The organism is Flavobacterium lipolyticum, assembly GCF_020905335.1.
Classification (GTDB): Bacteria; Bacteroidota; Bacteroidia; order Flavobacteriales; family Flavobacteriaceae; genus Flavobacterium; species Flavobacterium lipolyticum.
Map to the genome: position 1 here is coordinate 1,102,837 of NZ_JAJJMN010000001.1, position 22,715 is coordinate 1,125,551.

The window sequence follows — 22,715 nt, forward strand, 5'->3', positions numbered from 1 at the left end:
TTACTGTCCGCGATAAAACAGAACGGTAGTAATCGTTTTAAAAGTAATGCTCAAATCTAAAAAGATACTTCTGTGCTTGATGTAGTATAAGTCGTACTGCAGTTTGATCAAACTCTCCTCTATAGATTCTCCGTAAGAATAGTTTACTTGCGCCCAACCGGTAAGTCCTGGTTTCACAACGTGTCTTGTTTCGTAAAAAGGCATTATACGGGCTATTTCTGCCACAAAAAATGGTCGCTCAGGTCTTGGCCCTATTACGGCCATATCACCCTTTAAAATATTAAAAAACTGTGGCAATTCATCGATTCTTGATTTGCGCATCATTTTACCGAAAGGCGTAATCCGTTTATCATTTGAAGTAGCGAAAACAATCCCATTAGACTCCGAGTTTTCTACCATAGTTCGAAACTTATAGATTTTAAAAACAACTCCGTTTTTACCTACGCGTTCCTGCGTGTAAAACAAAGTTCCTTTATTCGCTAACAAATTTGTAACAAGAATAACAGGGATAAACAGAAAACAAACCAACAGCCCTGTAATGGAGAACAACAACTCGATGAAACGAACAGAAAACAAGTATAATTTATTACTATTATTTCTGCTGAAGGGAAAGAATCTATAAAAATCGCGGGCTATATAGTGCACCGGAATACGCTGTGTTTTACTTTCGTAAACCTGAGTATACTCTCTGATGATATTTCCTGATTCTAATAAGTGAAGCAATTGCTGGTATAAATCGGCTGTGATTCCATCTGTTTTTTGAGAAGCAATGACAATCTCCGAAACCCTATTACGAGCTACAAACTCTTCTAAATCTTTCTTTTTAACTTCTTTTACATAATGAAAGTTTGAATCTTCTTCTGAAATTGCGTCTGAATTTACAAAACCAATAATTTTATAATGCGGGTCAACATTCTCAAGTCCTAAAACCAATTCTTCCACCTGATTCTGATCACATATTAAAACTACATTCTGAGAAAAACGATGTGACGCCAAAAAATAAACATAAAACAAACGCCACAATAACAATGTAACAAGTATCGTAAAATAAAAAATTACAATAATTAATCGCTGCTTAGGTAATTCCGGAGATAAAATTGGAGTAAACAAATACGCCAGGCTTGAAGCTGTGGCCGTAAAAATTACACTTTGAAGAATTTGCAACTGATTACTGGCTACCTGTAAATTGTACATTTCGAATATTACACCAAAAGTGTATACATAAGTCAGAAATAAAAGTATACCGGGAAAATTTCTTTTATCAAAAACAAAATAGTTATAATGAAATACTAAACTTAACAAGTATAATGCGGATAAAATAAAAACAACATCAAAAAGAAGAAGTAATACTTTTCTTTCCGAAATTTCGAAATGCATTTTATGATTTGAAAACATTTAATAAGTTTGTTAGGGGCTTAAACTTGAGGCGAATATATTATAAAAAAAAGAACTTAATCGACGGAATTTTCTGCTTTTTCAGGAATTTTAACCTGCACAAAAAGTAATGATAGTGCATATACAAAAGCCGGTGCTGCGGTACGCATGGCAGCATGATTAATCGTTAACAGCCAAAAGGCAAAAAATGATAAAAAGTAGAGATGCTGCTTGTTACTTATATAGACAACAAAAGGGGTCAGAAATAGTATTATCAGTCCAAAAACTCCAAACAAACCATGTTCACTCAACATACGGGTGATTTCGTTGTGGGAAGCAGCGTCATCTCTAAATCTTTCTGCCCTAGCATATCTCCCCATACCTGCTCCAACTCCTAAAATGGGGTTATCGCTAAAAAGGGCAAACTCTTCATTCATAATTTGCTCCCTTCCTCCTAAACGGTCTTTTTTATCCCGTCCTCTAGCATCCTGATTGGCATACCGTTTTTCTATAAGTCCTTTGGTCTGAAAAGAAGAGTACGCCCAAACTCCCATACCTATTAATCCCGTAAGAATAAAAACCAGTACGAATTTATTTTTCCCTCGTAGATTTGAGTACTTATATAGCAAGAATAATAAACAAACAATCATAACCACTGCTGTTAGAACTCCTCCTCTTGAAAAAGTAACAATACCTCTATAGGTCACAAATATTAGCAAAACTCCGTTTAAAATAATTTTCATTTTCGATTTTGAAAACAATATCAATTGTGTAAAAAACACAAACATCCCTAAACCCAAAGCGGTAGAAACCTGATTAGGACCAAATCCTCCGGAAGTTTCAAAATTAGATTGTGTTCCGGTGACTACATCTCTAACGCTAGGGTTAAATAAAAACAAATATACTGTTGTGCTCAATATGGGTAATCCCATTGCAACTAACACTTTTTGCAAATCCGGGAACAAAATTCTTCTTTTAAACATATAAATTGAAGATATTGCTAAACATAAGGGTCCTGATAAATTAAACACCAATGATTTTTTAACATCTATAGAAGGATTAAAAGTGGTAGATGTTATTAAGATACCTGGAATCAGCAAAATCAAAAAAAACCAATATATAAAGGCATTTGTCGAGAAATTACGGTATATCATACCCAACAGCATGAAAAAAATGACATTGACTTTAACATATTCATTGTTAAAATTCCCTCCGGTCATCCGCAAAAAAACCTCAACGCCAACTAAATATGCCGCTACTATCAGTACTTCATTGTTTGCATTTTTAGTCCGGTAAACAATAAAAAGACCAACAACAGGAATTAAAAGCGCATATATTTTCGATAAAAAAGGCATGGCAAAAACGACCACGGCAATTACTGCATGAATTAGAAGCAGAAGAATGTAATATTCTTTTTTATTTTTCATTTATATGTCTATTGTTTCAAGATGCAAAAGTAGGTAAAGATTTTAACCATAAAAGATATTCTTTTACAATCGCACTTTCACTATAATTTAACTGAACTTTATTGTACAATCCTAAAGCCATTTCATCTCTGTATTTACCAGATACTATTAATTTTTCGATTGCTACGGTAAACTCTTTTAAGTTATCAGGTTCTACTATTAATCCTTCTTTTTCAGAGGTAATTATTTTTGAGATTTCACCTACATTGGTTGCCACAACGGGTACTCTATGCAAACCATATTCTAAGACAGCCAAAGGAAGCCCTTCTGAAAGTGATGGCAAAACAGCTATCTCGCATTGTTGTAATGCTGAGCTAACATTACCGCTTGTTCCATAAAAGAAAACTGTTTCCTGAAGTTTTAGATCACTGACCTTTTTTTTCAGTTTTTCTGAATAGGTGTCATCAAAATCTTTACCGAATAAATGAAATGTCCAATCAGCGAATTTGTCTTTAATCAAATTGGCAGCATCAATTAATAAATCGTGATTTTTTTGCGGGCGTAAATTCGCTACACAAATGATTCGCTTGCCTGCTACACCGCTTAAAATTTGTTTTTCAGTAGAAACAGCATCAATTATAAAGTTAGGGAAATAAACAATGTTTGAACACCATAAATAAGATTTAGCCCAGTCTTTCAAAGCTGAATTTACTGCAATAATACCTGTAAAGAAAAAGGAGCCTGCTTTTAAGCTTAAATTTTTCCGGGCAGACAGATCTTGCGAAATACCATAATGGTCGTGCCATATAATTTTGATTTTGGGCAACGTCAATTTCACTAAAACGGCAATAAAAAACGAGGAACTGTGAGCATGAATCAGATCTGCTTTATTCTTCTTTAAATACTTTCGTAACCTGAAAACAGCCTGAAGATCTATTGTTTTTTTTTTCTTCAGGAACAAATAAGAAACTTTTTGATCTATTTGATTGACCAACAATCCTTCTTTACGGGAAACAACTAAACCAGAAAACGATATGTTTTTTGATAACGAATTGGCATAATTAATAGCCATACGTTCTGCTCCGCCAGCTTCTAGGGAGTCTATTATTTGTACGATTCTCATTTTGACAAGAGTTTTTTAATTTCGGCTTCAAAAACATCGGTCGTATAATTTTGTGACCACTTGCCAGCTAAATTACTTTTGTTAAAAAAGAGCATTTGATTTTCCAGTATTCCGCTTATTTGATTAACATCTTTCTCGAAATCCATTTCTAACAAAAGGCCTCTGTTACCATAATCGAGCATAAAGGGAACACAGGATATTTTTGTTGCAATAGGCACACATCCCCAAAACATTCCTTCAGCAATTGCTTTTGGCCAGCCTTCGCTCTTTGATGGCAAGATGACAAAATGACTTTTTTGATAGGCTTTTTTTACTGTTTCCAGATCCTGATTTCCATGTAAAACAATCTCGTTTTCTAAATTATTGATTTCGATATACTTTTCTAAAGAATTTCTTTCAGCCCCTTCACCATATAAACTTAACACTACATTATATCCTCTTTCTAATAATTCATGAACTAATTGTATGGCATATAAAGGATTTTTCCCTATAACAAGACTTCCTACAAAAATAAATTCTATCCTATTTTCAAAGCTTCTTTTTTTAACACTTTCTTTTTCTGCGTCAGCATAGGTCGCCGTAAAAAAAGGCTTAATATTTTGCGACTGATTTTTCCATTCTCCATATACCAAAACTTTCATATTTCGAGTCAAAAAAGTATTGTTTAAAACCCATTTTTGAATTTTATAACTGTAAGGTTGTTTACTTTTAGGATCCCAATTACCCGCATATTTAGCTGTTTTAGGTTTATTTGGAAAAAACACCTGAACAAAACATGCCAACAAACCTATATTTCCGGGACAGCGCAAATGAATATGGTCTGCATTTTTCATTGCTTTAAATAGAATCAAAATATTATAAAAACTAAAAAAAAAGGATTTCAGAATATTTGAAAAAGAACTTAAATTAAAATCTTTAAGCTGAAAATGCTTTTTAAAAGTAAAAGGGATTTCAGTAATTAAAAGCCCTCTGTCTTTTTCCCAAACCGGACAGCAGAAAATAAAATCATCGCTAAACTGTTCTAAAACGATTAGCTCCTTCACATAAGGACTATAAGCAAATGGAATTTGGTTTTTATAAATTAATGGCGCCGATGAGACAATTAATAATTTCATTAAATATATCCTTTTGAACCGTTTTGAGAAATGATTACCGCCGGAACCCCCATTGCAACAGCATTCTCCGGTAAAGAATCTTTAACCATCGAGCAGGCACCAATGAGTACATTATTACCAATAGTAATTTTACCGGCAACTACTGCATTAGCTCCAATGTATACATTATTCCCTAAAATTGGTGTTCCTCTCTTTTCACCATGACCTGATACTCCAATAGTAACGCCTTGTGAGATATTACAATTATCTCCAATAATAGCCTTTGCATTGATAATAATACCCCCAAAATGACCTACGTAAAAGGAATGTCCAATTTTTACAGAAGATGCTATAGAAATCCCTGTGAGAATTTCAATAGTTTTTTGCCACATTAAAGTAGAGAACAACAGAGGAAGTCTAAATAATTTCCAGGCAATGTTAGTATAAATATAATGGGCGATCCTATACTGAAAAGTAGCCCAAAAGCCCTGAGTAAAAAATACAATTACAAAGAAATGACCGCCATACTTGCGGTACTTCCTATAATCTGACTTTATAAGTTGAAATAGATTCATCTAACTATTTTATTCTCCAGGTTTATTAAAAATTAAACTAAACCAGCCTAAAATTCTGCCAAGACTTTCTGTAAAAGCGGCCTTTTTATTATTTGAGGTAAATGTATTACTAAATCTAATTAAGATCAAAAGTAATGTAATTGCATTCCACTTGCATCTATCCTTAAAATTCGGATTGGGGTTTTTAACACGCCAGACATACCATCCGTTTCTAACGACCATTTTTCCGTAATAATACCGGTTGGGTCTTCCTGTTTCGGCATGAAAATGACCTAATCTTGCAGCTGTATTTACATAAAGTTTGCCAATTTTTGCAACTCTTAAAGTAAAATCAGCATCTTCATATAAACCATATCCTTCAAAATAGGTCGAAAATGACAGCTTCTCAAAAACTATTTTTTTAAAGGAAGAAACACCTCCCATTAATTGCTCAGCTTCATATGTTTTACCACTGGGTGGTAAGAAACCAATACTTCTGCCGTGTGAAAATAAAGGAGAAAAACCGGGAAGACAATTGCTGTCTAAATGAAGTTTTTTTCGCAAAACAAATCTACTCCCATCTTTGCGTTTCCATCCGTCAAAATAAAATTCATTAATCTGAGGAATGTAATTTTCTGTTGCTTTTTCCCATTTTACTTCATTCGTAATATAACCTCCTACGCCCATAGCATCCGAAAACGCACTATAGGTTTGTAATATTTTTTCAAAATAATCTGATTCCAGAATTGTGTCATCATCCAAAAAACAAACAACTTCCATATCCTGACCAACTTTACCAATACCAAAATTCCTTTGTCTGGTGAGTCCGCGATTTTGATCATCGACTAAAAAGTACTTTAAATTTTGGAATGAATTCTGACTTAAAATAATTTCTGATTCCTTATTTAATGAACCGTCAATAATTAAAATTTCATCCGGATATAAAGTTTGTGTCTTTACGGATTGCAATAACTCCAGCAAAGGCTGAGGACGCATATAAGTACAAATGATTAAGGAAAATTTCATGTTTTATTTATATCTGACTCCCAAATCGTTTAATTTCTTAGCATAAAATAGTGATTTTTTAAACTGAAGATTTTTGTACGGAATTCTAAAAAATCGATACAAAAGACCTTTTTTGGAACCTTTAAAGAGGTATAGAAAAAAATATTTGTACTTGTACTCGATTACTTGCTGAGGAGTAAAATGCTTTACAATACCGTACATTATTGTCGGACTTGGTACGGGACGAATTGTCTTTACCGGAGTATCTAATTCCCATGGCTGTGTTTTTCTCTTTTTCCCTGTGATTTTAGCCTGACTCCCCCAAAAACGGTACCCGCCAGCAGGTGGCTTTAAATGCAAATTTGGAGAAAAAGGGTTTAAAATAACCACTTGTCCTAATTTAGCTAACGATATTCCAAAATCAGTATCTTCACCATAACCTCCATCAAAGTTAATATCGTTGCCTGTTAGCTTTCTGACATATTCAGTTTTCACACAAGAATTGGCATTACTAAAAGTTGAGGATGCACCAGATTTCCATCTTTTCTCTCCTAATTTTTCAAGTTTAACTTCTAAATCTTTTAATTCCTGTTGTTCATTATCTGCTCTGACATCTAAGCCATTACAGACACTCACTTTATAGGTTTGCATTAACCTGATATGATTTTCAATGAAATTTGACTGTACACGAACATCGTCATCTCCAAAAACGATATATTCACCCGTACACAACTCTATAGCTTCATTACGGGCTCTGCAGCTTCCTTTTGTTTGCTGCCATTTAACAATTAACTCAAAAGGAAAATCTTTTTCAGAATACAATTTTTCATTTCTGAGCGCTTCGGGAGTTGCATCGAGTACCACTACTTGTGCAACGGGATAACTCTGCACGCTCAAATCTTCTAACAATTGCAAGGTAAAATCCTGGCGCATCATTGTTGGAATGATATAACTAACAGATGGTTTACCTTCGATACAATTTAACTCACGGGGTTTAATAACTGGTTTTTCAGAGCTTCTCTTAAAATTTTTCGCAGCATAAAAAAAAGCATTCCATTCTTTCGTCTTCCAGAAACCTTCCCGATAAAGCATGAATAATGAATGTTCTTTTTTAAAGTTTTTTCTAAAAAAAATGTATCTGTCTTTTGCTGTTATATTAATTCTCTCTTTGATATTATCCGTAAATAAACCTTTTATATAAAGTGGAATTGCAGCAGAATTCCGTAATGCGTTATACCCAAAATCTAATGCCTGAATTTGATGATTTTGATATTCAGGATCAAACCCGCCTAAAGTTTCCCAGACAGATTTTCGAATGGCAAATGCATTTGAATTAATCCGCCAGCTCACGCACTCGTCCAGATTATCAAAATCATTGATATACCAAAAAAAAGTAGCCGTTTGATAAACCAATTCCGGGAAAGCATTTTTATAACCTTGTTCAAATGAACTATGCCAAATATCTCCGGCGCCAGAACACAAAACTTCCAGTTTCTCTAAGTCAGGTTGCCCATTGTAAAGAATAATCTCTCCACTACTTGTTCTAAACTCATTCAATTCCATTTCTCTATTCCGGATTTATTATTTTTTTATAAAAATTAATATTGTCATTTGTTATTTTATCGGTGCTAAAAAATTGTTCCACTCTGCTTCTTGCTTTTTCTCCTGTCACTTTTGTCAACATTGAATTATCAAGAAAGTGAAGAATTTTGGTTGCAAACAAACTATGGTTCTTTGGGTCAACTAAAAAACCACTTTCTCCATCAATAATCACTTCTCCTGCCCAACCAATATCAGACGCCACAATTGCTTTTTGCATCGCCATAGCTTCAAGCCAGGAAACCGGAAAAGCTTCTGCAAACGAAGGAAATATACAAACTGTAGCCTGTTCAATCTTCTTCTTAATTTCGGAATAAGAAACACTTCCTAAATAAGAAACATTTGCTTTGGCTCTTTCTGAAAAAAGATCCTGCATCATTTGCCAGGTCGACAAATTACCGGAAATAATATCCGGAACATCTTTCCCTACTAAAATGAGTTTTGCTGCGGGATCGTTCTCTACCACCTCATTAAAAATTAAAGGCAATTCTAAAAGTCCTTTTTTTCTAATCAGACTCCCAAAATAAAATATGCTTTTATCATCAGGGACCGAATTGTTTGAAGGCTGGAACAAATTTAGATCAACAAGATTGGGAATCACTATAAATTTTTTACTCAGACCAAAAACCTGATTTGTTGTATCTGCTGTAAATTGGCTTACCGATAACAGGGCTGTTGCTTTTTTCAGAGCTCTTTTTTCATGAAACTTATTAATCCATTTTACAGGACGATTATCCAGATGACAAAAATAGGTATCAGATCCGTGTAGTCGTATTACAACCGGACATTTTTGAGGCTGAATAAAAGAAGTAATTCCTGTCCAGTCTGCCGTTTCTACTAAGTCAATTTCTTTAGCAGAAAATAACTGATTGATTATGTTCTCTATTTTTTTTCTGGTCAGAAACCACGATAATCCTTTTAATTTCTTATTTTTTATTTGTTGGATAATGATCCCGTTATCCATAAAAATATCATCTTTATGCTGACCATATACCAAAATACGAACCGAAACTCCTTTTTCTAAAAGTCCAATCGCTAAGCTTTTAATACTTGTTCCCAAACCGCCTGAGTTTCCAGTAGCAGCGTGAGGATATTCTGGTGTTAAAAAAGCTATTTTCATAATTTATCGATTGAAAAAGTCTTTTAAGATTCGCGTGGTAAATATTCTTGCTCCTGCATCTGTCATGTGTCCGCAGGAAGAAAAATATTTATTTTCTACCACAACATTCTCATAATTATGAATTTCCGGATATGCTTTTTTAACTTTATCAAAATAATTCATACCTACCACATTCTCACACATTGGTGTCATTACCGCAATAAAATTTATATTATTGGCTTTACAAATATTTTTGATTTCTTCGTAGTATTTATTTTTAGGCAAAGGATTTAGATTAACAATATTATTTTTCATATTCCCATTTTTGTGTTTTACCAATGGATAATATCCTAAGTTATCTAATGCATTTGTTGCTTTGCCTCCTGCTATATTGTAAATTTCTCTAAAGCCAATTTTTGAATCAAATTTTATGTATCTGTAAAAAGGGATGTAATACAGTTCGTTAAAATTGTTCTGACCGGAGAAATGATCTTTTATAAGCTTTGAGTTATGCATATAAGGTAAAAACTTTGCAGAAACTCCATCTGATTCCTGATCATTAGAAAGATTCAAATCGGCTTCAAGAATTACGTTTTTGATTTCATATTTTCGTTCGATCATTAATTTTAACATCAATGAAGCTTCAAACAAATGCCCTCCGCTCATACCATAGTTAAATGTTTTCAATCCTTTCTCTTCAAACATCTGAGAAACAAAATGATTGTTGGCTCTCGAAGAACCTAAAATTACAACATCATATTTACAGGCTTCAGAATTAAAAACAGACTCTACCTTCCCTCTGTTCTTAGATTGAAAAAAAATAGCGGTATACAAACCATCCAGTATTACGGCAATCAAAATTACCGCTATTAAGATTTTGGCTGTATAAATTAAAAATCGTTTCATTAAAATTGAAAATATATAAATTCTTTGTAATCTGAATAAGTTCCAAATGCCAGTATAGCACCTAGGGCCAAAATCACCCTCAACATACTTCTTTTTCCTGAAAGAGGCTCTTCTTTGGTTCTGTTATTCCATTCGACCAAAACAAATAATACGATCATAGGCAATACCTCATAATTGTAACGCTCGTTATCAAGATATTGAGAATAAAAATCCCCATTAAAAATCATTCGCTTTAAGTAGGATACAGCATCCGTAATTGTTTTTGCTCTAAAAAACACCCAGGCTATACAAGTGATAAAAAATGTAAAAAGAATATTGAATATCACTTTTACAGAATCAGTATTAAAACTAAGTTTAATCTCGTCTATATTATTGCGGTTACTGTTGGATAACAGCAATGGTAGAAAGTATATGGCATTTATAAATCCCCAGGTGATGTAAGTCCAGTTCGCTCCATGCCAAAATCCGCTTACTATAAAAATGATAAACGTATTTCTGATTTTCATCCAAATACCTCCTTTACTTCCTCCCAACGGAATATACAGGTAATCGCGAAACCATGAGGAAAGAGAAATGTGCCAGCGACGCCAAAATTCTGCAATATCCCTTGAAAAATAGGGATAATTGAAATTTCTAAGTAAATCTAATCCAAACAATTTTGAAACTCCCAATGCAATATCAGAGTATCCTGAAAAATCACCATAAATTTGAAATGCAAAATATATGGCCCCTAAGATAAGCGACAATGAATTCATGGAAGAATAATTGTCAAAAACAGCATTGGCATAAGTAGCACATGTATCTGCAATAACTACTTTTTTGATCAATCCCCAAATGATTTGATACACACCTTCTTTGGCGATTTGAAAATTAAACTCTCTCTTAACTTTTACCTGAGGCAGTAAATGCGTTGCTCTCTCTATTGGTCCGGCAACAAGTAATGGAAAATAACTCACAAACAATGAATAATCAACAAAGTTGTATTCGGCCTTTATACGTTTGTAATAGATATCAATAACATAAGATAGTCCGTGAAAAGTATAGAATGAAATTCCAACAGGGAGAATAACATTTAACAATATCGGACTTGCTTTGAATCCCCCCGAATTTAATAATTCTGAAAAAGATGCGGCAAAAAAGTTATAGTATTTAAAAATTCCTAAAAACCCTAAATTAACTGAAATACTGAGCCAAAACCAAAACTTTCGACTTTGCTCTGATTTCCCTTTCTCGATTTGAATCCCGGTATAATAATCTAAAAAAGTTGAGAAAATGAGTAAAAATAAAAATCTCCAATCCCAACAGGAATAGAAATAGTAGCTTGCGATAATTAATAAAGCATTTTGAGCTTTTTTTGTTTTATTACATACAAACCAGTATAGAAAGAAAACGATTGGCAAAAAAATAGCGAATGCTAAGGAATTAAAAAACATATTTTTGTTTACAGTAATTTAAAATTTTAATCCATTTTGTTTGAGTAGTGCAAAATGATTTTCGACCATTTTCGGCAAAGAAAAGGAATTCGCAATTAATTCTCTTGTATTAATGGATATCTTTTTGCGCCCTGAATAAACATCTTCAAGAATTCCTGCCAGTGCTTTTACATTTTTGGTCTCAAAAATATATCCATTTTCTCCTGAGGTTATTGCTTCGGTATTTCCACCTACATTAGTCGTAATTACAGGAACGTTTGCCGCAAGACTTTCCAGAATTGACAGGCTAAAACATTCCATATGGGTCGGCTGCAACATATAATCGTACTGCGAAAAAATTTCATTTAAATTAGGTTTACTACCCATAAAAATGAAACAATCCTGTACTTTATATTCTTTAACTTTTTCTAATAAATGCTGTTCATAAGGTCCTTCACCATATACCCCTATTTTAATCTCCTTTTTTATTTCAGCAGACAGAAGATATACTGCTTCAATTAAATCCTGAATTCCTTTAGATTCTCTAAGGTGAGAAGCAACTAAAAAAACGGGTTGAGTGTTAGCTCTGTTGGCTCTTGTTAAAATTGAATCTATAATTACTCCGTTATAAATCGTGATCGTTTTTGCTTTTATATGAGTTCCAAAGTCATTTAAAATTTCTTTTACAGTATAGTTGGATACCCCAACAAAAACATCAATATATCCTGAGAATAGAATTCCTTTGAGTCTTTTATTTATTTTCTTTTTTAATGAATATCCGTTTAAAGGTCTTGGATTATGATCTACAGCAATGACCTCAGCATTTGAAACTTTCTTTACCTTATAAAAAAAGGAGGTGCATAATTCTACGAAATGAGTAATGATATGCGTGTACTCTGGTTTACGTTCTTTGCAAAAAGAAAGAAAATTATTTTCAGGAGCTAGTTCTTGACTGCTGTAAATAGTTAGATTGGGATAATTACCATGATTGGAACTATTAGGAAAAAACCAATCGATATCAATGTTATTTTCTTTACATTTCTTATCAAAATCCCAGAAAAAATAATCCATACCTCCTACTCTTTCCGGAAGTAATTTATAATTACAAATTACAGCTACCTTAGTCATTATTCTTATTTAATAAACATTTATGTAAATATCTACTAATCTTAGTTTCTACTTTTTGCGTGTAAAAAATACTTAAAGTAATCATTACAATCATAATTAAGATTGGCGCGATAAAACTGTTTGGATAGAAAAAGCTAACTATGTTCTTAATCCACACTACTCCAATATAGTCGTGAATAAGATAAAGAAAGTAAGATGACACTCCAATTTTAATAATGAATCTGTTTTCTAAAAATTGTAAGGATCCAGGATAGTATATAAAGCAAAAAAATAATAAAAACATGATTATTGCTGAAATAAATTCAGACAAATCAAAAGCATGATTAATGATTAAAAAACTTACTATTAGTAAAAATAGGTATAGTTTAAATGTTTTATTATTATACAACATATAAAACAATGCTCCTGATAGAAAAAAGATGAGATACTTTATAAGATTAAATAGATTAAAAAATTTACTTACGATTTTAATTTGATCAAAGCCATAAAAAAGTAATACATTATATAAAAGTAAGAATGCAAAACAGACTATGATAAAATTTCTCTTAAAATTCTTTTTGCTAAAAAAATAAATAATACTGGTAAAGAGATAGAACTGAATTTCCGGCCATAAACTCCAATAATCGAAGTTGATATAACTAAAGTACTCCGGAGTTTCAGAAAATAAATTATAAATATGAGGCGGAAGAAAGGTAATACTTATGATTAAATTTCTAAAATGATTATCTGGAAATGTATTATAGTGATCCAATATTAATAAAATACAATATGTTAATACCGAAGCAACTAATATAGAAGGAAATAAGCGAATGAACCTTTTTTTCCAAAAAGATATAAAGTCCTTTGTGCCTTCTAACGAATAACAAATTACAAATCCACTTATCATAAAGAAAAAGGGAACTCCTTTAAAACCATAATGAAAATAATTTCCTCCAAAATAAGGATATCTTGAGTCATTCCAGCGATAAAAGTAATGATACAAAATAACAGATAGAATTGCTATAGCCCTAAAACCGTCGAGAACAGAAATTCTGTCTTTCTCATTATTAATCATATTTTTTCCAAAATTTGAGAGATTCTTTTGCTTGTACCTTCCAATGATCCACCTATCTGTAGTTCTAGAAATTTAGCCCGTTCCTCTTTTTTAGGATCAATATGACTCAAAATTTTATTTATAGCTTCAAGATATTCATCATCATTTTTCACAATATGGGTCGAATCTGAATCTACTAATTTGGACAAATGTTCATATTTTAAAAACTTTTGGTCATCAAACCATCCGTTTGTTTCACTCCCGAAAACGGGATTTACAACAGGTTTATCGAAAATAAAAGCATCCAATGTTATGGTTGACAAAACATTTACGGACAAGTCGCAATGTTGTAATAAAGATTTTAAATCATTGAGATCCGCAACAGATGGCACTCTTTGCGTCCATGCTTCCTGATGCCCTTCTCTGCTAATGTTCCAATCCGGAAAATTCCATATTATAAAAGGATATTTTTCAATGTATCTTTTGAATCTTACAGGTTCTTCTGCCGGAGATGTTCTCACAATAAGATTAACCTCTTTCACAAGCTTTCGTTGCGCCATAAATTCTGCCAATATTTCTAAATAAACAGGGTCGTTCTCACTGCTTGCATCATTACATGTAAAAAATATAGTTGGCTTGTTATGGTCTATTTTAAATCTTTTATCAAACGTTTCTTTGTCGTAGCCATATTTATTTAAAACATAAGGTTCAAACTGCGGGGTTCCGACAATAGCAATCTGGTCTTCTTTGATTGATTGATAAAAAGTTAGTAATTCCTGTTTCATCAAATTACTCCAAACAAGATAAAAATCAAAATTACCGGCCATTCTTCCTTTTGATGCAAGGTTATCCCAACTAAAAATAAAAGCCGATGTTTTAATTTTTAATTTTTCGGCAGCAAATATAAGCGGTGCGATAAACGGTGGACGCTGATGTGTAAAAAACAATAACGAAATATTATTCTCTTTTAACAGTTCTGTATATTGTTTTGTAATGGCATTAGATCGAAACGTTTGCTGTTGCCATCTGTTGTATCGAAGGATCCGGTTTTCAGAATGAAATAACCTGGAGTACCAATGAATAAATCTCGTGGCATAACCTCTGGGATTTCTGGCTTTTGATTGGGTAATATTTAAATTATCTGAAATACCAAAATTGCCTTTTGCATGCAACTGCAAATGGGTAACTTCTTTAGCTTTTCTAAAAAACCAAGTGTAAAATGATTCTTCAAAAACTTCTAGTTCTATAATCTTACAATTTAAATCAAAATCTTTATAAACCGTTTTGGGTAAACAGGAAAAAATGATTACCTCCTTAAAATTGGTTTTAGCTTCCTGAATAAAATCACTCAATATAAAATTACGAAACCCAACCCCATCAGTTATGACAACTCCTAAATTCTTCATCAGTTATTATTCTAAGCTTCCTATTCTACCATGATCCGAGTAAGATCTATGCACTATAAATTCGTTATCCAAAGGTTTCTCTGAAAGAAATGTTATATCGCAAAAATATTTTTCTTCAACAGGATTTAACCTCCATGGCACAGTATTTTTGTAATCTAAAGTCCAGCCGCTTTTCTCCAGGTCTTTTGTTTTCAGATCATTCCAGGATGTTATATAATCTATCCATAAATACCCTAATTGCCAGGCTTGCGCTTCTAATTTTCCCAGATTTTCAATATCCGTAATTCTTAGTCCTCCAACATTTTCCTGACTTACCGCTCTGGAGCCATCTTCTAAAACAATTCCTTTTATCGAAGGTTGCTGAAAATAATGTGTATCTTTTTTTATTAAGTGATCTACATTTACCTCAACTTTCCTGCAGACGGTCTCAAAATCGGTTTCAACGAGATCAGGGTTTATTTTTACATAGCGAACTAAATCATAGTATCTGACCCAACGCATGTTTTTATACAATCCTAAGCCTGCTTCGTTTGCTGCTGTTGCCGCAAGAGGATAATAATTTCGGGCTAATCCATATAGTTTTCCTAACACACCTTTACCTCTGCATTCTTCATTGAGATATACATTAATAATCCACGCCAGTCCACCTCCAAAATTGGCTCCAACATGTCCTACTACTTCATCTTTTTCGTTTAAACAAATAAAAGAGCGTCCATACTCTTTATTTCCAAACTGCCATTCCCAAAATTCTTTGTTCTGCAGCGGATGATTTTCCCGGTAAATTATTTTGAAAAAGGAGTATAGGATTTCCCAATCTTCTATTGTTGCTTCTCTGGTGATCATATTTTATTATAGTTTTTTCCTCCTGCTAAATCGTTACAATCAAATCTGTTTAGTAACAAAGGATTCTCTTCTGCAGTATTAATACCTCTTTTGGTTGTAAAACCTATTTTGTATCCGGTTTCCTTAGCCAGATCTGCTACCTGATTTGTACAAACTTCAGGAGTCCCATACGGATAGGAAACCATCTTTATATTGGAATGGGTTAAGGTATCTAAATATGTTTTTGTTTTTTCAAGTTCCTTTTTTATAGTTTCACTGTCTAATAATCCTAACGGATAATGACTATGTGTATGACTACCTAAATACCCCTTATTGGCCAATTCTTTTAAATTTTGATCTGTCATATAAAGCGATTCAAAAATCGCAGCTTCTTCAAAATAAAGATCAAATAACCTATTGACAATCTGTTCCTGTTCTCTAAAATCTAATTTAAAATTTAAGATGTATTTTAAGACCGCACTTTTTTCATCATCATACCTGTAAATGCTTTGAGCATTTTGCTTTTCTGACGGAGAAAAAGGCACATCAATAAATTTATCTAAAAACTCCGAAGATGAAATAATCGATCTTAACAAATGAATTTTATGTACGGTTGTTACCTTTTTTTCTTCAGAATTAATTGAATTTACAAAAAAAACTGCAGGAATGTTTAGTTCATCTAAAATAGGCAAAGCGAGATCAAACTGCTCTTTTAAACCGTCATCAAAAGTAACAAGTAAATTGTTATCCTCTGATTCTAATATTGTACGTAAATCAGAAACCAGATCATTGGGATGAACAAAATTACCTTGGTTTTTCAGCAATAGTAGCTGTTGTCTAAACTCATTTGGAGTCAGACCGAATATACTGGGATATTTAGTCTTAAAATCTGATCTGATATAATGGTAATTACTAACTGTAAGCATGTTCTCTTAAAATAAAATCCTTAAAACGAGACTGTTTTCAGTTGTTCTTTCTTTACTTTTCATTTTCTAGCGCTTAAGTCTCATGAGAATTTTTCTATATGTCTTTTTTATTTTTTGAATAAGTAAAAATGTTTTATCCTTAAACATTACAGGTTCAGAGGTTTTACCATCTTTCGGGTTCAACAAATCAAATAACACATTTATTCTTTTGGTTTGCTCATCATTTTTACCATATGCCCTGGCAAACCAGGTATGGTGCAAAAGTACTTTATTATGGTAAGTAATTGAATTTGTAATTTGATCTTCGTTCATTTCTGTATTCAAAAAGAGAAACTTTTTGTTTTTTCTTCTTAACCAAAGATAAAAGCAGTAATAAGGTTCGTAAAGACTCTTGGTATCAAAATTCCATTTTAGATTTGTCAAATCATCATCAAACTCATTTTCTAAACTGTAATCATTTTTAAAAATTTCGTCTTTATTCCAAATTTTCTCAAGTTCTTTAAAATTTAAAATAGAAAAAAAAGTATTAATCACATGCGGATTATATGCTCTGTGTGCAATCATTCCTCCGTCCCGCACACCACATACTGTATAATCTTCAGACTTCATTTTATTGATAATGTCAAAGACAATCCCTGAATCCTGAAACAAAACATCTTCATCTGCCATGATCAGCCATTCAATGTTTTTATTTTTAAGCATTTTCATCATATAAAAAATGCTTTTTAGACCATGCATTCCATTTCTACCATCTATCACATATTTCTGAACATCTTTCGGAAAAAACGGGGAGCTTTTATCATATAAATCAAAATTTATAACCGTAGAAAGTATGGCTATATTAGACCTGTTATCTACCATATTTTAAAGTCAAATCTATTCATAAATTTCACCAATTCTTTATCCTTAATATTAGGAATCAAAATTCGATTTATTTTTTTACCTGATTTATTTTTATAATTGGAATAATCATTATTTGCTATCAGCATTCCTAAGCAATCTGACTCTTCTATCACTTTAAGTGTGCTTTCGTTATATGATCCATGAGGTAATGCTAAATACTTTACTGATTTTGTAACCAATTTATCTAGTTTTTCAATTGAAAAACTTAACTCTTTTTTCTGTTCCTCATAACTTAGATTCCCAAAGGGATAATGATTATGAGTATGTATACCAATATCTATTAATGGATGCTCAGACAAACGTTTAAGCTCCTCATCGCTTAATGATCTGAAATCTTCATTATCGTGAAAAGGAATTTTATTTAAACTTTCAAAATCTAAAAACCAAATTTCCTTTTCTTCATTTGATAGTTTGCCCATAAGTTTGTTTAAATCGCTAAACGAGTGTGTTTGTTTGGATACTTTTTCTTTTACATCAGGAAGATAGAAAAACGGATCACAGAAGTTATAGTCAAATACAAAACGATCCCACCAAAACTCTTTTTTAGTATTTATATTTAATGTCGTTACAAAAATTGTAGCCGGTATTTCATACTTCTCCAATAGGGGTAAAGCATTTGCTAAATTATCTGCGTATCCATCATCGAATGTAATGACTATTCCTGTCTTCTTTAATGAGTTCCAATCATCAGATAATCTAAGAATCTGATAATTTTCCTTAAAATAATGAAGTTGCTTTTCAAAACTAGCAAGATCAACAGTTAAGTATTGCAACTCACTTCTAACTTCATTACTGGTTCTGTGATACATGGCAACAAAAACCGGCTTACCATAAAGCAATCGGTTTTTGAGTTTATTCAACTTGTAATATATACTTTTAAATTTAGCTTTCATTAATTAGATAAATCTCTAAATTGTTTTTGATGGTTCAATAGCCAAATATCTTCTTTTTGAAGACATTCCAGAAACAGTACATTACTATTTCCTTTCCCAAAATCATCTTCTACATTTTGAACTTTATGTGAATCAATAACAGCAAGTGATTCCATTATACCTTCTTCAGAATAATTTGTATTGATTATATCAGCATGAACCGCTCTGTTTTGCTGACGGGTTCCGATATTAATAATTGGAATTCCATAGTACGGAGCTTCTCTGATCCCTGCGCTGCTATTACCAATAATGAATTGGCTATTTTTTAATAGGGTTAAAAAATACTCGAAACGCAAAGACGGAAAAATTCTGAACCTCTGATTTTCTTTTAATCTCTCATAAGCCTCAATAATAAATTGACTTCCCAGATCGTTGTTTGGAAAAATAACAATATAATTATGGTTGTCCTGCAATAAAGAGGATACAAAGTTTTCGGCATATTTTTGCATTTCTTTGATTTCTGTAGTTACGGGATGAAACATTACGATTGCATAATTTTCAAAATCAATCTTATAATATTCTTTTACCGTTATTAAATCCGGCAACTGATCAGAAAACATAATATCAAGATCAGGAGAACCAATTGTAAAAACAGATTCTTTAATCTCTCCCATTTGTATCAACCTTTTTGCCGCCTGTTTGTTTGAAACGAAATGAATATGACTTAGTTTACTAACACTATGGCGGATTAATTCATCTACAGTTCCTGAAACTTCACCTCCTTCAATGTGCGCTACCAGAATATTGTTTAATGAACCAACAATTCCGCCCGCTAAGGTTTCGACTCTGTCTCCATGAACAACTATCATATCCGGACTAATGGTTTTGCAATAACCTGATAATCCTTCAATAGTTTTTGCAAGAGTTAAGTCCATTGTTGTTTCATGGGTATGATTTTCGAAAGTAAAAACATTCTTAAAATTGCAGCGTTCTATTTCGATCAGCGTATAACCATATTGTTCCTGCAAATGCATTCCGGTCACAAAAACAAAAACCTCAAATTCAGATTGTTGTTCTAAAATTGAAATTAGTGATTTTATCTTTCCAAAATCAGCGCGGGTGCCTGTAAGAAATAGGATTTTTTTCATTTAGTGGTGATCAGTTTATTCGACTGGGAAAATATTTATCCCTATAATTTAAGAAATACTTTTCTATATTAAGTGTCATAAAAATTCCGCATAAAACACTTATGATACAGGTAAGAAAAAATATAGAAATCTGATTAAAGAATTTATTTAAAACAAAATTATTTACTAAGGCAAAGAAAAAATTTACGAAACCATGTATAATATAAATACTATAGGAGGAAAATCCAATCTTGCTAATAATATTTACTATTCTGTTTGAAAATAGGCTATCAAGTTTTTTATTTACTTCTGTACTTACAAGAAAAAACACAAGTATAATACTAAATGCGATATAAAGAAGTGAATACCCAAATGTTCTTACGAAAAATGATTCTTCAAAGTCTATAAACGGTGTAAACATAAGAGCTAAAAATGAGATTATCATTAATCGTATTCTATTTGACTCAAAAAAATGCGTTAGCTTCTCATTTTTAAAATAATATAGGTATGAAACAAAAACTCCGGCAAATAGTGAATCCATTCTTAAATGAGACATTGTAAAATTTTTATCTCCATTTTCAGGAAAATAAACATTACTGACAATTCTTAAACACAATGATAAAAGTATCATTAGAAAGATCAAAACCTCAAACTTATCTGTTTTACTTGCTTGATTTGGTTTTAAACTAATCCAAGCATGTTTAAGAACGAACCATAATAGTACGGCAAAACCAAAATAAAAATGTTCTTCGACTGCTAATGACCAACTAGCTGTATAAGCATAACCCCACGCACAAACATAGTTCTGAATGAAAAACATATCTGATAAGAAACCTTTCCATTCAAATTGATGTTTAATAATCTTAGGGGTTAAGTATAAAAAATAGGTTAAATAGTATATGGGATAGATTTTAAATCCTCTTCGTACTAAAAACAAACCTGGTTTTATATTTCCAAATTTTAGATACTCTTTGAATAAGAGTCCTGAAACAAGAAATCCGCTTAAAACAAAAAATAAGTCAACGCCTATCCAGCCCATTTTTGTGGTCCAGTCTGTTATATACTGGTGGCGCATTAAGACCAAAATAATTGCGATCCCTCTTAAAAAATCAAGTTCTCTTAATCTAATATTTTGCTTCAAAATTAAAAATTGGGGTTAAAAAGTAAATGGTATTGTAATTAAAAACTAGTTTATATCCTCCCAATTTAATTGTTCATCATTTTCAATATCTCTTGAGGCCGTTTTTCCTATCAGATCATTAAAATGTTCTGCCAGTATTTTACCCGTTCCTGGTCTTTTTACCCAAATATTTTCTTTAGATAATTTGTCGCCTTTTTTTATTGGTGCTATTGCACAAACAGTAGCAAAAGCAAAATCTATCGTCACTTGTTCTTCTTCTGCAGGTTTTTTTGTGCCACCACGCATCAATGCAATTTCGGCACTTGAAATAATTAGTTCCTGACACGCTTTTTCATCCATACTACAAACAATATCCGGACCTGTTCGTTGCATATGATCTGTGAAATGTCTTTCCAGAATACTAGCACCTAGGGCTACAGCTCCTAAACAGGCATTATTGTTTAAGGTATGATCACTTAAACCAAATACTTTATCCGGAAAAGCTTCATGCAATTCTGTCATGGCACCAAAACGTACTAAATGAATGGGTGTTGGATATAGATTTGTGGTATGCAAAAGTGCAACAGGAATATTATGTTTATCAAAAATAGCCACTGCTTTTGTAATACTTTCAATTGTATTCATTCCTGTACTCAAAATTACCGGTTTTCCAAAAGAAGCTATATGCTCTAATAACGGATAATTGTTGCATTCTCCAGAACCAATTTTATAAGCAGGGATATCAAACTTTTTTAATCTTTCTGCTGCTGCCCGTGAAAATGGTGTTGAAATAAAAATCATGCCTTTGCTTTCAACATAATTTTTGAGTTCTAATTCATCAGCTTCATTCAAAGAGCAACGTTCCATAATTTCATAAATAGAAACATCTGCATTACCCGGAATTACTTTTTTAGCGGCTCCGCTCATTTCATCCTCAACAATATGGGTTTGATGTTTTACTACCTCGGCACCTGCTCGTTTTGCTGCATCGACCATTTCTTTTGCAACTTGCAAAGAACCTTCGTGATTAATTCCAATTTCGGCAATAACTAAAGGTGGAAAATCTTGTCCAATTCTTCGTCCTGCAATTTCTAGATAGGGTTTCATAAATTAGTTTGTTAATTAGGGCTTTATATATTTGTGGAATAAAAACTCGGCGAAATCAAAATCTTCCTGCGTATCAATATCAACATTGGCAAAAATATGATCTATTTTGAAAGCAAAAGCATCTTCCGAAATAATTATATCTTCAAGAATTAATGATGCTTTTGTGATATATAACAACCCATTTTCAAAATAAATCGGTTCCATATCCTGACTTCTCTGACCAATTTTGTAATTGTACGGAACAAACTTTTGATCTGTTATTTTTCCGAACTTTTTATAGTTTCTTGAAACAGTAAATAAACTATCGCTGTCTTCCTTTTGATAAATTTCAAATGTTTCTTTTAGCAAACTTTCCGGACGAACAGGGTTTGTAGGCTGAAGCAGTACCACATTCTCTACTTCATGATCAATATTTTGTAAAACATGTTTTAATGCCGAAGCTGTCGCCTCATGATCTCCCGAAATATCTGCGGGTCTGTCTATTACCTTTGCTCCGTATTCTAAAGCTATTTTTTTTACATTTTCATCGTCAGTCGAAACATAAATTTCTTCAATGATAGCGCTATTTGCCTTAGCATACATAATACTGTGTGCTAACAAAGGGATTCCTCCAAGCAGTTTTATATTTTTTTGAGGCAATCTTTTAGATCCTCCACGTGCCGGAATAATAGCGATCGTTTTCATTTTTAATGTTTAAAA

The 22,715-nt window shown here is 32.4% G+C and carries 21 protein-coding genes; all 21 read right to left on the reverse strand.

Going from position 1 to position 22,715, the window contains the following annotated elements; genetic code table 11:
* The 21 genes from LNQ34_RS04920 to LNQ34_RS05015 all read right to left on the reverse strand — a co-directional run bounded on the left by LNQ34_RS04920 (position 1) and on the right by LNQ34_RS05015 (position 22,700).
* Positions 1-1,395 carry a sugar transferase gene (locus LNQ34_RS04920; RefSeq protein ID WP_202702449.1) on the reverse strand — a complete coding sequence of 465 codons (1,395 nt, stop codon included), beginning with the start codon at positions 1,393-1,395 and terminating at the stop codon, positions 1-3.
* A 56-nt stretch (positions 1,396-1,451) separates the two neighbouring features.
* Positions 1,452-2,801, reverse strand: a complete 1,350-nt coding sequence (locus tag LNQ34_RS04925) for an O-antigen ligase family protein (protein ID WP_229998844.1) — start codon at positions 2,799-2,801, stop codon at positions 1,452-1,454.
* A 16-nt stretch (positions 2,802-2,817) separates the two neighbouring features.
* Positions 2,818-3,903 (reverse strand): glycosyltransferase, encoded by a 1,086-nt coding sequence (locus tag LNQ34_RS04930; protein ID WP_229998845.1) that lies wholly within the window; start codon positions 3,901-3,903, stop codon positions 2,818-2,820.
* Positions 3,900-5,018 carry a glycosyltransferase gene (locus LNQ34_RS04935; protein ID WP_229998846.1) on the reverse strand — a complete coding sequence of 373 codons (1,119 nt, stop codon included), beginning with the start codon at positions 5,016-5,018 and terminating at the stop codon, positions 3,900-3,902. The genes LNQ34_RS04930 and LNQ34_RS04935 overlap by 4 nt, the downstream gene beginning before the upstream one ends.
* Entirely contained in the window at positions 5,018-5,572 is a 555-nt protein-coding gene (locus tag LNQ34_RS04940) for a serine O-acetyltransferase (protein WP_202702445.1), read from the reverse strand. Before LNQ34_RS04940 ends, LNQ34_RS04935 begins: the two co-directional genes overlap by 1 nt.
* A 9-nt stretch (positions 5,573-5,581) precedes the next feature.
* On the reverse strand, positions 5,582-6,577 hold the full coding sequence (locus LNQ34_RS04945) for a glycosyltransferase family 2 protein (protein ID WP_202702444.1): 996 nt from the start codon (positions 6,575-6,577) through the stop codon (positions 5,582-5,584).
* A 3-nt stretch (positions 6,578-6,580) separates the two neighbouring features.
* On the reverse strand, positions 6,581-8,119 hold the full coding sequence (locus LNQ34_RS04950; RefSeq protein ID WP_202702443.1) for a glycosyltransferase: 1,539 nt from the start codon (positions 8,117-8,119) through the stop codon (positions 6,581-6,583).
* Between the two features lie 4 nt (positions 8,120-8,123).
* Positions 8,124-9,275 carry a glycosyltransferase family 4 protein gene (locus LNQ34_RS04955; RefSeq protein WP_202702442.1) on the reverse strand — a complete coding sequence of 384 codons (1,152 nt, stop codon included), beginning with the start codon at positions 9,273-9,275 and terminating at the stop codon, positions 8,124-8,126.
* A gap of 3 nt (positions 9,276-9,278) precedes the next feature.
* Positions 9,279-10,160: a hypothetical protein gene (locus tag LNQ34_RS04960; protein ID WP_229998847.1), complete on the reverse strand. Its 882-nt coding sequence runs from the start codon at positions 10,158-10,160 to the stop codon at positions 9,279-9,281.
* Positions 10,160-11,593 carry an MBOAT family O-acyltransferase gene (locus LNQ34_RS04965; protein WP_229998848.1) on the reverse strand — a complete coding sequence of 478 codons (1,434 nt, stop codon included), beginning with the start codon at positions 11,591-11,593 and terminating at the stop codon, positions 10,160-10,162. The genes LNQ34_RS04960 and LNQ34_RS04965 overlap by 1 nt, the downstream gene beginning before the upstream one ends.
* Before the next feature lie 18 nt (positions 11,594-11,611).
* Positions 11,612-12,700, reverse strand: a complete 1,089-nt coding sequence (locus tag LNQ34_RS04970) for a glycosyltransferase family 4 protein (protein ID WP_202702440.1) — start codon at positions 12,698-12,700, stop codon at positions 11,612-11,614.
* Complete coding sequence (locus tag LNQ34_RS23620; RefSeq protein WP_428979058.1) at positions 12,693-13,754, reverse strand: acyltransferase family protein; 1,062 nt, start codon at positions 13,752-13,754, stop codon at positions 12,693-12,695. Before LNQ34_RS23620 ends, LNQ34_RS04970 begins: the two co-directional genes overlap by 8 nt.
* Positions 13,751-15,139: a hypothetical protein gene (locus tag LNQ34_RS04975; protein ID WP_229998849.1), complete on the reverse strand. Its 1,389-nt coding sequence runs from the start codon at positions 15,137-15,139 to the stop codon at positions 13,751-13,753. The genes LNQ34_RS23620 and LNQ34_RS04975 overlap by 4 nt, the downstream gene beginning before the upstream one ends.
* Before the next feature lie 6 nt (positions 15,140-15,145).
* Positions 15,146-15,982 carry a GNAT family N-acetyltransferase gene (locus LNQ34_RS04980; protein ID WP_229998850.1) on the reverse strand — a complete coding sequence of 279 codons (837 nt, stop codon included), beginning with the start codon at positions 15,980-15,982 and terminating at the stop codon, positions 15,146-15,148.
* A complete protein-coding gene (locus tag LNQ34_RS04985; protein WP_229998851.1) occupies positions 15,979-16,887 on the reverse strand; it encodes a polysaccharide deacetylase family protein in 909 nt (302 codons plus the stop codon). The genes LNQ34_RS04980 and LNQ34_RS04985 overlap by 4 nt, the downstream gene beginning before the upstream one ends.
* A 66-nt stretch (positions 16,888-16,953) precedes the next feature.
* A complete protein-coding gene (locus tag LNQ34_RS04990) occupies positions 16,954-17,748 on the reverse strand; it encodes a hypothetical protein (RefSeq protein WP_229998852.1) in 795 nt (264 codons plus the stop codon).
* Positions 17,742-18,683: a polysaccharide deacetylase family protein gene (locus tag LNQ34_RS04995; protein WP_229998853.1), complete on the reverse strand. Its 942-nt coding sequence runs from the start codon at positions 18,681-18,683 to the stop codon at positions 17,742-17,744. The genes LNQ34_RS04990 and LNQ34_RS04995 overlap by 7 nt, the downstream gene beginning before the upstream one ends.
* Positions 18,683-19,810, reverse strand: a complete 1,128-nt coding sequence (gene neuC / locus LNQ34_RS05000) for a UDP-N-acetylglucosamine 2-epimerase (RefSeq protein ID WP_202703957.1) — start codon at positions 19,808-19,810, stop codon at positions 18,683-18,685. The genes LNQ34_RS04995 and neuC overlap by 1 nt, the downstream gene beginning before the upstream one ends.
* Before the next feature lie 10 nt (positions 19,811-19,820).
* Positions 19,821-20,930 (reverse strand): acyltransferase family protein, encoded by a 1,110-nt coding sequence (locus LNQ34_RS05005; protein ID WP_229998854.1) that lies wholly within the window; start codon positions 20,928-20,930, stop codon positions 19,821-19,823.
* 45 nt (positions 20,931-20,975) lie between these two features.
* Entirely contained in the window at positions 20,976-22,016 is a 1,041-nt protein-coding gene (gene neuB, locus LNQ34_RS05010; RefSeq protein WP_229998855.1) for an N-acetylneuraminate synthase, read from the reverse strand.
* 15 nt (positions 22,017-22,031) lie between these two features.
* Positions 22,032-22,700, reverse strand: coding sequence for an acylneuraminate cytidylyltransferase family protein (locus tag LNQ34_RS05015; protein WP_229998856.1), 669 nt, complete (start codon positions 22,698-22,700; stop codon positions 22,032-22,034).
* Between the last annotated feature and the right edge of the window lie 15 nt (positions 22,701-22,715).

Bases quoted from the DNA above. Each gene is read 5' to 3' on its own strand.
- LNQ34_RS04920 (WP_202702449.1), bottom strand. From the start codon at position 1,395: ATGTTTTCAAATCATAAAATGCATTTCGAAATTTCGGAAAGAAAAGTA.
- LNQ34_RS04925 (WP_229998844.1), bottom strand. From the start codon at position 2,801: ATGAAAAATAAAAAAGAATATTACATTCTTCTGCTTCTAATTCATGCA.
- LNQ34_RS04930 (WP_229998845.1), bottom strand. From the start codon at position 3,903: ATGAGAATCGTACAAATAATAGACTCCCTAGAAGCTGGCGGAGCAGAA.
- LNQ34_RS04935 (WP_229998846.1), bottom strand. From the start codon at position 5,018: ATGAAATTATTAATTGTCTCATCGGCGCCATTAATTTATAAAAACCAA.
- LNQ34_RS04940 (WP_202702445.1), bottom strand. From the start codon at position 5,572: ATGAATCTATTTCAACTTATAAAGTCAGATTATAGGAAGTACCGCAAG.
- LNQ34_RS04945 (WP_202702444.1), bottom strand. From the start codon at position 6,577: ATGAAATTTTCCTTAATCATTTGTACTTATATGCGTCCTCAGCCTTTG.
- LNQ34_RS04950 (WP_202702443.1), bottom strand. From the start codon at position 8,119: ATGGAATTGAATGAGTTTAGAACAAGTAGTGGAGAGATTATTCTTTAC.
- LNQ34_RS04955 (WP_202702442.1), bottom strand. From the start codon at position 9,275: ATGAAAATAGCTTTTTTAACACCAGAATATCCTCACGCTGCTACTGGA.
- LNQ34_RS04960 (WP_229998847.1), bottom strand. From the start codon at position 10,160: ATGAAACGATTTTTAATTTATACAGCCAAAATCTTAATAGCGGTAATT.
- LNQ34_RS04965 (WP_229998848.1), bottom strand. From the start codon at position 11,593: ATGTTTTTTAATTCCTTAGCATTCGCTATTTTTTTGCCAATCGTTTTC.
- LNQ34_RS04970 (WP_202702440.1), bottom strand. From the start codon at position 12,700: ATGACTAAGGTAGCTGTAATTTGTAATTATAAATTACTTCCGGAAAGA.
- LNQ34_RS23620 (WP_428979058.1), bottom strand. From the start codon at position 13,754: ATGATTAATAATGAGAAAGACAGAATTTCTGTTCTCGACGGTTTTAGG.
- LNQ34_RS04975 (WP_229998849.1), bottom strand. From the start codon at position 15,139: ATGAAGAATTTAGGAGTTGTCATAACTGATGGGGTTGGGTTTCGTAAT.
- LNQ34_RS04980 (WP_229998850.1), bottom strand. From the start codon at position 15,982: ATGATCACCAGAGAAGCAACAATAGAAGATTGGGAAATCCTATACTCC.
- LNQ34_RS04985 (WP_229998851.1), bottom strand. From the start codon at position 16,887: ATGCTTACAGTTAGTAATTACCATTATATCAGATCAGATTTTAAGACT.
- LNQ34_RS04990 (WP_229998852.1), bottom strand. From the start codon at position 17,748: ATGGTAGATAACAGGTCTAATATAGCCATACTTTCTACGGTTATAAAT.
- LNQ34_RS04995 (WP_229998853.1), bottom strand. From the start codon at position 18,683: ATGAAAGCTAAATTTAAAAGTATATATTACAAGTTGAATAAACTCAAA.
- neuC (WP_202703957.1), bottom strand. From the start codon at position 19,810: ATGAAAAAAATCCTATTTCTTACAGGCACCCGCGCTGATTTTGGAAAG.
- neuB (WP_229998855.1), bottom strand. From the start codon at position 22,016: ATGAAACCCTATCTAGAAATTGCAGGACGAAGAATTGGACAAGATTTT.
- LNQ34_RS05015 (WP_229998856.1), bottom strand. From the start codon at position 22,700: ATGAAAACGATCGCTATTATTCCGGCACGTGGAGGATCTAAAAGATTG.